This window comes from Parabacteroides sp. MSK.9.14, from assembly GCF_019041495.1.
In the GTDB taxonomy this organism is placed as follows: domain Bacteria; phylum Bacteroidota; class Bacteroidia; order Bacteroidales; family Tannerellaceae; genus Parabacteroides; species Parabacteroides merdae.
Genome location: NZ_JAHPXO010000093.1, coordinates 1 through 2,024 on the forward strand (window position 1 = coordinate 1; position 2,024 = coordinate 2,024).

At 42.9% G+C, this 2,024-nt stretch carries 2 protein-coding genes and 1 pseudogene; 2 read left to right on the top strand and 1 reads right to left on the bottom strand.

Features of this window, described 5'->3' with window-relative positions; translation table 11 throughout:
* Both KTG12_RS22030 and KTG12_RS21125 read left to right on the top strand, forming a co-directional pair.
* A pseudogene (locus KTG12_RS22030) lies at window positions 1-146 on the top strand (DNA-binding protein); the annotation flags it as partial.
* A gap of 45 nt (window positions 147-191) precedes the next feature.
* Window positions 192-503, top strand: coding sequence for a helix-turn-helix domain-containing protein (locus KTG12_RS21125; protein ID WP_100788621.1), 312 nt, complete (start codon window positions 192-194; stop codon window positions 501-503).
* A gap of 354 nt (window positions 504-857) precedes the next feature.
* On the opposite strand, the gene KTG12_RS21130 is transcribed toward KTG12_RS21125, so the two are convergent.
* A partial coding sequence (locus KTG12_RS21130; protein ID WP_216945543.1) for a site-specific integrase occupies window positions 858-2,024 on the bottom strand: 1,167 nt, incomplete at its 5' end.

Below are 2,024 nucleotides of genomic sequence, written 5' to 3' on the forward strand. Positions count from 1 at the left end.
CATTACAGACTTTCCGTGACAATGGGACGCTTGCCTTTACTAAAATCGGAAACCGTACCTATTACCGTCCTGAAGACGTGGAACGTGTAATCTCAGATGTGGAAGACAGACGGAAAGAAGCCAAATGGAAAAGCAGGGATATTTGACCGAGAATATAGAGTAATCAATGTATAACCCAATAATTAAAGCGTATGAGCAATGAAATCAGAGAAAAAGACCATGAGTGGGTAAAGAATTTCCACTCTAATTTTGACAGGCTTCTGGCTTCACTTGAAAAGTTGTTAAGCCAACACCAACCGTCCGTATATGGCGATGAACTGCTGACCGACAAGGAAGTGGCATACCTGCTGAAAGTGAGCCGAAGAACACTGCTCGATTACCGCAACAACGGAATCCTACCCTACACGCAGGTGGGCGGCAAAATCCTGTACCGAACTTCCGATATAGAACGTATTCTGATAAACGGATACAAGGAAGCGTACAGATACAGCGAAAGCGGATGATTTTTTTGGAGGGAGCGCAGTTTGCCGTCTGCCCGTTTCATCCGGTTTTCAAAAAAATAGCCTTCCTCTATAAAAATCTGAAAAGCATATAGAATCGGTCATATATTTCAGACTTGTCTATATGCTTTTCGGTTGTTTATATCGACTTTTCCGTCAGTCGCTTGTTTCCGCTGCCGTCAGCGTCCATTGTACAGACGTGAAAGGGAAAAGGTTTTCGGGGGGAATACTCTTTGCTTGCAAAGGAAGATTCCGCCCGAAACGGTACAGCCGCCAGACCTTTTCACTTTCAAAGAAGTCTGTACTAACTTTAATGGACGGGCGAGGAAATATGCGACTGACGGAATATGTATATGGTCAATCAGAATATTGGTTGTTCTGCTCCCTTTGTCCGTAGTGTATGTTTTTAACATTATCGCTATCCCTGTTCCATTCCGGAATTTCATACTTGGCCTTAATGCTCGTACTGATTCGTTTTATATCCTCATTAACTTTTTGGCGGGTCAGTTTTGCATACAATTGTGTTGTACTGATATCCTTGTGCCCCATCATCTTACAGACGGATTCCAATGGAACACCCTGAGAAAGAGTAATCAGCGAACCGAAATTATGCCGGGCCATATGAAATGTTATCCGTTTGTCTATATCGCATCGCTCCGCCAGTTTCTTGAAGTTGGCAGTCAATGCCGAACGTGCCGGAACTTTGAAAATCCTGTCATCCACACGCTGTTCCTTGTATTTGTCCATAATCTGTTGTGGTAAGTCAAGAACCTGAATGATACATTCGCTTTTTGTCTTTTGCCTGTTGAACCGTACCCATAGTTTGCCGTCTTCTGTACGGTAAAAATGATCTTCCCGTAAATTGCGGAGGTCTATATACGAGATTCCTGTGAAAGAGCTGAACACAAACAGGTCTCTCACATAACACAGGAATTTCTCTTGTATCGGTATGCTCATTAGGCGTTTCAGTTCATCCGCTTCCAAATGACGGTGTTTCTTAATCGCCTTTTCCGGGAAATAACCCGAAAAGGGATTCTTGTGTATCGTTCCTTGCGCAATGGCTCTCTTGACGATGGTTTTCAACATGACGGTAAACCCTTCAATAGTGGAAAGAGAGCGTTTGAGGTCTGCTCTCATATAGGAATCGTACTTTTCAATGAAGCTGTAATCCAATTGTCTGAGTGCGATATCATCGGCATTGTAATACTTCCGGATAAACTTCTTCAATCTGTTATATGAAGAATGATGGTTGTGCAGTGTGCCGTAAGAACGTGTCAGCCCAACCTGTTTGGAGAGTTCCTCGATATATTCCTGATACAGTTCCAATAAATTACGTTTTCTTGTACCGATACCGCTAATGGCGTTCTTTACAAGTTCCGCTGTTATATACCCTTGTTCCGAAAGTATCTCATCATAATAGCTGTGTATGTCTGCCGTCAGTTTCTCTATGGCACAGTTGATTTTCTGAACTTCACGGTCTTTCCCTTTAAGTCTGTATCTTTTGGCATCCCATAATGCAGGGTC